The organism is Streptomyces sp. NPDC127068, assembly GCF_042724695.1.
Lineage (GTDB): Bacteria > Actinomycetota > Actinomycetes > Streptomycetales > Streptomycetaceae > Streptomyces.
Genome location: NZ_JBHXEN010000065.1, coordinates 37568 through 44641, shown reverse-complemented (window position 1 = coordinate 44641; position 7074 = coordinate 37568). Strand labels below are relative to the sequence as shown.

Sequence of the window (7074 nt, the reverse complement as noted above, 5' to 3'; positions counted from 1 at the left end):
CCGCCGACCCGCACGGCACCCGTGCCCGGGCCGGCGGAGACGAGGGTGGAGAGGATCTTCACGACGGTGGTCTTTCCCGCACCGTTCGGGCCGAGCAGGGAGAAGACGGTGCCCGCGGGGATGTGCAGGTCGATGCCGTCGAGGACGACCTTGTCACCGTAGGACTTGCGCAGGCCGACGGCGGAGACGGCGGCGGGCGGTGTCTGACCGTCGACACTATTGGACATGGGCATGACAGATGAAGCCATGGGGCTCTCCCGATCGAGGGCTGGAGCGGTCTGGGACGGACGGGAACGGAGCGAAGCGGAGGGCGGACCCGCTCAGACGCGGGCGCGGCGGATGTCGATGTTGCCGTGACGGGTCCGGGCGCGGACCTTGACGGTGCCCTCGACCTCCTTCGGGGCCTCGGAGGTGGTGAGCCCGTTGCGCACCTGTCCGGAGCTGGAGCTGACGTCGAGCCAAGCGGCCGTGCCCTCCCGGATGCCGACCTCAATGGCACCGTAGGAGGTCTCCAACTCGACCTTTCCGTTGGCGACTTCGGCTACGCGCAGGGTGCCGTGGGCGGTGGTGGCGGTGACGGAGCTCTCGGCCCGTTCGATGTCGATGTCGCCGTTGGCCCCGCGCACCCGCAGATCGCCGGCCGCGACGCCGATGGTCGTGGAGCCGTGCGAGTTCTTCAGGACGGCCGATCCGTCGACGCTGCCGACGCGCAGGCTGCCGGAGCTGGTGCTGATCTCGGCCGTCCCCTCGATCCGGTCCACGGTGATCGAGCCGTGGGAGGCGGTCAGTTGGAGCGGCCCGGTCGTGTCGAGGCGGACGTCCCCGGAGGAGGTCCTCACCTGCACCTCACCGAGTCGCCCCTCGCCGAGCACCTGGGTCCAGGCGCCGCTGACGTCGACGTGTGAACCCGTGGGCAGTTCGACCGTCACGTCGACCGTGCCGGGACGGGCGAGGGGATTGCGCGGCTTGGGCGTCCGGATGGTCAGGACGCCGCCCACATGGGTGATCTCGGCCTGGTCGGCCGATCGCACGTCCTGGTCCTTCGACCGGTCGCGGGGCTGCACCTCGACGACCGTGTCGAGCCGGTCGCCCGCGGTGAACTGGATGGAACCGGAGTACACATGGGCCTTGACCGCGACCGGCTTGGGCGTGTCGAAAGAAGGCATGGCTGTCCCGTCCTCTTGGGTTCTGTGGAATGTTCTCGGCGTCCCCGCTGGTGAACGGGGTGTGGGTGGAGTCGTTGCGAAGGCCGGCTAGTGCACCCAGCCGGTGAAGCTCTGACCGACGGCCCTGGTCTTTCCGGGGGGGCGGGGGCCGGCTGCGCCCGTGTCGACGGCGGCCGACACGACACGCACCAGCCAGGCGTTGACCGACAGGCCCTCGCGGCTCGCGGCCTCCTCGGCGCGGGCCTTGAGAGGGGCGGGCAGGCGCAGATTGACGCGGGCGGTGCCACCCTCGTCCGTCTCGGTGGGGACCGGAGCCGGGGCGGGTGCGGGCGCCGCCGCGGCGAGCGTTTCGGTCCCGTCCTCGCGCTGCGGCAGCACCACCACGAAGTCGGGGTCGAGGCCCCGCAGTCGTACGTCGACCGAGCCGGGGGCGAGTTCACGGGTGATCTCGTCCATGGCTGCGGACAACACGTTGAGCAGGGTCAAACGGGTGGCCGACTCCAGCGGGGCGGTCAGCCGCTCGGCGAGCTCGCGGGCTTCTCCACCTCCGGCCTCGGCGGCCACCGCGAGTTCCCGGCGGAGTGTTTCGACGTACGGCGTGAGGTCCATGACGCAATAATGGCACCATTTTGGCGCCACTGGCAAGTGCGATGGCGCAACTGATGGCACGAACCAACACCCGAGGCCCCCCGATCGCCGTATTCATGCAGCTCACAGCCGTGGGTGCCAATCTGGCGCCAGAGCGCCACACAGTGGCACCGGATGGCGCCGGGTGGCACCACACGGCACCCATCGGCCGCCCACACCCACGGGAGGACTCCCGCCCGACACCCGCAGCGGACGCACACCCACCTCAGATCGGGCCGAAAATCCACACATACCAGACAATCACCCTATGGATCTGCCGGTGATGCCACCCGTGAAGCCGATGCTCGCCAAGTCCGTGAAGGACATTCCGCCCGGCATGCAGTACGAGGCCAAGTGGGACGGCTTCCGGGCCGTCGTCTTCCGCGACGGCCCGGAGTTGGAGATCGGCAGCCGCACCGGCAAACCCCTGACCCGTTACTTCCCCGAACTGGTCGGGGCGCTGTCCGCCCGGCTACCGGCCCGGTGCGTCGTGGACGGGGAGATCGTGATCGCCCGGGAGGGGCGGCTCGACTTCGACGCGCTGACCGAGCGCATCCACCCGGCCGACTCCCGGGTCCGGCTGCTCGCGGAGCGCACCCCGGCGTCCTTCGTCGCCTTCGACCTGCTCGCCCTCGGCGACGACGGTCTGCTGGAGACCCCGCTGACGGACCGGCGCGCCCTGCTCTCCCGGGCACTGGCCGGGACCGTCTCGCCCGTGCACCTGGCGCCCGCGACGACCGACCCCGAGGTGGCGCGCGCCTGGTTCAGGAGTTACGAGGGGGCGGGCCTGGACGGGATCGTGGCCAAGCCGCTCGACCTGCGGTACCGACCGAACGAACGGGTGATGTTCAAGGTCAAGCACGAGCGGACCGCCGATGTGGTGGTGGCGGGCTACCGCTTCCACAAGTCCGGGCCGATCGTCGGCTCGCTGCTGCTCGGCCTGCACGACGCGCGGGGCACCCTCCAGCACGTGGGGGTGTGCGCGGCGTTCCCCATGAAGCGCCGGGCCGAACTGGTGGCCGAACTGGAGCCGCTGCGGATGGAGTCGGCCACGGACCACCCGTGGGCGGCCTGGGCACAGGAGTCCGCGCACGCGTCGGCGCGACTGCCGGGGGCGCCGAGTCGCTGGTCGGGGAAGAAGGACCTGTCGTGGGTTCCGCTACGGCCCGAGCGGGTCTGTGAAGTGGTGTACGACCACATGGAGAACGGGGCGCGGTTCCGGCACACCGCACGCTTCAGGCGCTGGCGCCCGGACCGGACGCCGGCAAGCTGCACGTTCGACCAGTTGGAGGAGCCGGTGCGCTATGACCTCGGGCAGATCCTCGGCACCTGACCGCGCCCCCGGCGGGGTCGCGGGCGTTCGCGCGGACGGACGGCCCGGTTGGTCGTACCGTGGAGATCACGGCCGTCACCGGGGGTGCCAGATGAAGGAACCGATCAGTCGGAGCCGCACAGCCGGGCGGACCCGGCGCGCGGTCAGCGCAACCGTCGCCGCGCTGGTGCTGGGTGTGCTCGGCACCAGCTGCTCCGACGGGGGCCCGTCGCCGCAGGAGTCGGAGACGGCCCCCGCGGTGGGGCCGGTGCTGGCCGTGAAGGTCGACAACGTGGCCGCGGCCCGTCCGCAGACCGGCCTCGCCGCGGCCGACGTCGTGTACGCGGAACAGGTCGAGGCGGGGTTGAGCCGGTTGCTGGCCCTGTACGCGACCCGGTTGCCCGACACCGTGGGCCCGGTGCGTAGCGCCCGCGAGTCCGACCTGGAGCTGCTCGCGCAGTTCGAGGACCCCGTGCTCGCCTTCTCCGGTGCGCAGTCCAAACTGCTCCCGCTGATCGACGCGGCGCCGCTGCGTCCGGTGCCGCCCGACGGGGCACCGGCCGGGGCGTACACCCGGGAGCCCGGCCGGTCCGCGCCGCACAACCTGATGCTGCACCCCGCGAAGGTGGTGGACGGGCCCGCCGGGGCGGCGGCCCTGGCCCAGACCGGCTTCCGCACGGGTCCGGCACCGGACGGCGGCGAGCCGGTCGGCGAGCGGACCGTCAGCTTCCCGTCGGCCCGATTCACCTTCACCTGGTCGGCCGACCAGGGCCGCTGGCTCGTCTCGATGGACGGCCGCCGGAGCACCGAACCGAACGGCACCCCGGTGACGGCGGCGACCGTCGTCGTCCAACGGGTCGAGATCCGCGATTCGCAGTTCCAGGACTTCATGGGCAACAACTCGCCGTTCACGGTCACCGTGGGCTCCGGGCCCGCCGAGGTGCTGCGGGACGGGCGCGCCCATGCGGGCGAGTGGAAGCGGCCTTCGGCCTCGGACGGAACCACCTTCACCACCCGCGACGGCAAGCCGCTCGACTTCGCCGCCGGGCCGGTCTGGGTGCTGCTGGTGGCCCGCTGAGAGGGTGGGGCCCTACCGTCAGTCGCGTTTGCGCCAGGCGGCGAGCGCCGCTTCCCCACGGACCACCAGACCGTCGGCGCCACAGGAACGGGCGAGCGTGAGACCCCGGTTCACTTCGGCGGCGGAGCGGGCCGCGATCCCGTAGTCGATCCGGGCGACGGCGTGTTCGTAGGCACAGGGGGACGCCTCCAGATAGGCCACCGCCTGGGCGTAGAGCGTCACGGACCGCTGCCCGGTCTCCAGGGCGGCGGCGCACCGCAGGGCCTCGCCCATGGCCGTGTCGGTGCCGATGCGTTCGGCCTGGGCCCGGGCCACGGCGGCCAGTTCGGCCGCCCGTGCCGGGTCCTTGCGCACCAGGGCGCGGGCCAGGTCGGCGGCCCAGGGGGCCATCACCGTGTTGTGCCGTCCACCGACGGCGGCGGACTTCTCGGCCGCCTCCAGCGCCCGGACGCCCTCCGCCACTCGCCCCGTCTCGATCAACAGCCGGCCGCGGACCGCATGGGCGTCCGGCATGATGATCGTGGACGGGTACGGCGGGGTGATGCCGTACTGGTCCACGACCTCCATGGCCTGGTCGAGGTGGCCGCGGGCCACCAGGGTGTCGATCAGCATGCAGGCCGCGTCCCAGTGCATCGGCAGCCCGGAGCCCACCCGGTCGGCCAAGCGCAGGCCCTCGCGCAACAGCCCCTCGGCATCGGCCAGCTTCCCGCGGCGACGCAGGACGAAGCCGACGAAGGCGTGGGCGAGCGCCAGATGGCCACCGCTCCAGCCGCGGGACTGGTAGACGCGCAGCGCTTCGCTGAAGAGGCTCTCCGCACGGTCGAGCCGGTCGGTGAACAGGTACGAACTGCCCAGCATCATCAGGAGCTCGAAACCCCACTCGGTGTCGGTCCAGCCGAGACCGGCCGGGAGGACACCGTTGACCAGGGACCGGTCGCACAGTTCGACGACGGCCTCGGCGCTCTCACCGCGGGTCATGGCGTCGAAGGCCCGGATGATCAGGAGGGCGCGTTCCGTGTTGTCGCGGCCGGTGAGGGGGGTGACGAGCGCGGCGAGGCTCTCGGAACGGGTGGACGAGTTCACCTTCTCGGCGTGGATGCCCTCCCACATGTACCGCAACGCCTGGAGGCGCAGTCGCTGGGGTCCGGGCTCCAGATGGCCGGCCTCCTGGTCGATCACGCGGACGGCTTCCTTCAACTCGTCGTTGTGGACGAGGGCCTGGGCGAGCCGGCAGACCGCGTCGACCCGGTCGTCACCCGAGAACCCGGGCACGGCGAGGGCTTCGCGCAGATGGGCGACGGTCCTGGCGGGCGCGGTCAACAGCGTGGCGCAGCCGAGTTCGTAGAGAACGTGCCCCTGGAACTCGGGCGGCGGCGGCTCCCTCAGGGCACGTTCCAGACAGCGGACGGCGGCCTCCGGCGCCCCGACGGCGAGGCTCTCCCGTGCCGCGGCCCGTAGCTGCTCCACGAGCTCGGGGTCGTCGTCCGGGTGGACCTCCAGGAGGTGGCGGGCCACGGCGGTCGGAGACCCGCCGGTGTCCAGGACCACCCGCGCGGCCAAGCCGTGCATGGTGGTGCGGGTGGCCGGTCTGATCGACTGGTAGACGGCGCTGGCGATCAGCGGGTGCACGAACTCCAGCCCGTCGGACCCGGTGGCGGGGACCGCTTCGGGCTCGGCGAGGATGCGGGCCGCCCGGAGTTCCGCGACCCGGCCGTGGGCCACGTCCTCGGTGACCCGGGCGAGTCGGGCGACGACGGGCAGCGGGATGTCGGTGCCGAGGATGGCGGCGGCCCGGGCGAAGCGGGCGGTTTCGACGCCGAGTGCGTCCAACCGGGAGATGAGGCCGCCGTCCCGTGCCGCCTTGTTGAGGCCGCGCAGCGCGTCGGCCGAGGACTCGGTCGGCTGCATGGCGCGGTCCTCGACCTTGGCCAGCAGTTCGACGGTGTCGTACGGGTTGCCGCCGGTGACGGCCCACACCTGACGGCAGAACGGGTCGTCGGCGTGGGCGCCGAGGGTGGCCCGGGTGAGCTGGGCCGCCGCCTCGGGCGTGAAACGGTGGAGGACGCTGTCGAGTTGGGCGGCTTGGCCGATCCGGCTCAGGTACGGCGCGGCGTCGTGACCGGGGTCGAGGGTGCGGTGGGCGACGACGACCAGGACCCGCGACTCGTCGAGGTGTTCGGCGAGGTCGGCCAGCCAGCGCAGGGTCTCCGGGTCGGCCCACTGGGCGTCGTCGATCAGCAGGACCAGCGGGAAGTGCTCCTTCGCGAGGTTGCCGACGACGTGCACGAGTCCGTCGAACACGGCCTGCGGGTCGACCAGCGATTCACTCGGTTCGGCGATGCCGAGGGCGGGACCGGCGATGCCGTACCACTCGTCGAGGTGTCCCCGCGCCTCGTCGGGGGTGAGGGTGATCAGGGCGGGCTGGATCAACTGCCGGACGACGTGGAAGGGTACGGAGGTGAGCGTCTCGCCGCTGCGTGCCGACCAGACGACGCAACCGGCGTTCTGGGCGGTCCGACGGATCGCGTCGAGCAGCGCGGTCTTGCCGATGCCGGGCTCACCCGTGAAGACGAGCAGGTGACCGGGTGGTTCGGGGACGCCGGGCACGGTCGCGGGCCGGTCCCGACACAGGTCGGCGATGGCTTCCCGAGCGGCGTCGAGTTCGCGGTCACGTTCCCACAGCTTTCTCGCGCCGGCCGCGTCCGGCCGTCCCTGCGTCATCCCGCGTCCTCCCAGATCACCCAACCGGCGTACAAACTCACGAGATTAGCCGGCCGGGACCCGAACGCGCCGACGGACGGGCAGGTTGCCCCACGTCGAGTGACGGCACCACCCCGAGCAGGACGAACGGGCGTTCCCCGCACGGAGGGTCGCGAGTCGTTCACCGAGGC

Annotated in this window: 6 protein-coding genes; 2 read left to right on the top strand and 4 right to left on the bottom strand. The window is 72.0% G+C overall.

Translation table 11 applies throughout. From position 1 onward, the window contains the following. The 3 genes from ACFWIA_RS30810 to ACFWIA_RS30800 form a co-directional block, all read right to left on the bottom strand. Positions 1-248, bottom strand: a 248-nt coding sequence (locus tag ACFWIA_RS30810; RefSeq protein ID WP_387010543.1) for an ATP-binding cassette domain-containing protein, incomplete at its 3' end; no start/stop codon positions are given. Between the two features lie 72 nt (positions 249-320). Next, positions 321-1166 carry a DUF4097 domain-containing protein gene (locus ACFWIA_RS30805; protein ID WP_387010542.1) on the bottom strand — a complete coding sequence of 282 codons (846 nt, stop codon included), beginning with the start codon at positions 1164-1166 and terminating at the stop codon, positions 321-323. Between the two features lie 87 nt (positions 1167-1253). Then, positions 1254-1775 carry a hypothetical protein gene (locus ACFWIA_RS30800; protein WP_387010541.1) on the bottom strand — a complete coding sequence of 174 codons (522 nt, stop codon included), beginning with the start codon at positions 1773-1775 and terminating at the stop codon, positions 1254-1256. A gap of 286 nt (positions 1776-2061) precedes the next feature. Between ACFWIA_RS30800 and ACFWIA_RS30795 the strand changes: the two genes are divergently transcribed. Both ACFWIA_RS30795 and ACFWIA_RS30790 read left to right on the top strand, forming a co-directional pair. After that, positions 2062-3126 (top strand): ATP-dependent DNA ligase, encoded by a 1065-nt coding sequence (locus ACFWIA_RS30795; protein ID WP_387010540.1) that lies wholly within the window; start codon positions 2062-2064, stop codon positions 3124-3126. A 91-nt stretch (positions 3127-3217) separates the two neighbouring features. Next, the gene (locus ACFWIA_RS30790; RefSeq protein ID WP_387010539.1) at positions 3218-4183 is read left to right on the top strand and encodes a DUF3048 domain-containing protein; all 966 of its coding nucleotides are present in this window, start codon (positions 3218-3220) and stop codon (positions 4181-4183) included. A gap of 18 nt (positions 4184-4201) precedes the next feature. Here the strand turns inward: ACFWIA_RS30790 and ACFWIA_RS30785 are convergent, their stop codons facing one another. After that, complete coding sequence (locus ACFWIA_RS30785; RefSeq protein WP_387010538.1) at positions 4202-6904, bottom strand: ATP-binding protein; 2703 nt, start codon at positions 6902-6904, stop codon at positions 4202-4204. Positions 6905-7074 lie beyond the last annotated feature (170 nt).

What these genes read in the sequence shown, in the direction of transcription:
- ACFWIA_RS30805 (WP_387010542.1), bottom strand. Translation starts at nt 1,166, where the DNA reads ATGCCTTCTTTCGACACGCCCAAGCCGGTCGCGGTCAAGGCCCATGTG.
- ACFWIA_RS30800 (WP_387010541.1), bottom strand. Translation starts at nt 1,775, where the DNA reads ATGGACCTCACGCCGTACGTCGAAACACTCCGCCGGGAACTCGCGGTG.
- ACFWIA_RS30795 (WP_387010540.1), top strand. Translation starts at nt 2,062, where the DNA reads ATGGATCTGCCGGTGATGCCACCCGTGAAGCCGATGCTCGCCAAGTCC.
- ACFWIA_RS30790 (WP_387010539.1), top strand. Translation starts at nt 3,218, where the DNA reads ATGAAGGAACCGATCAGTCGGAGCCGCACAGCCGGGCGGACCCGGCGC.
- ACFWIA_RS30785 (WP_387010538.1), bottom strand. Translation starts at nt 6,904, where the DNA reads ATGACGCAGGGACGGCCGGACGCGGCCGGCGCGAGAAAGCTGTGGGAA.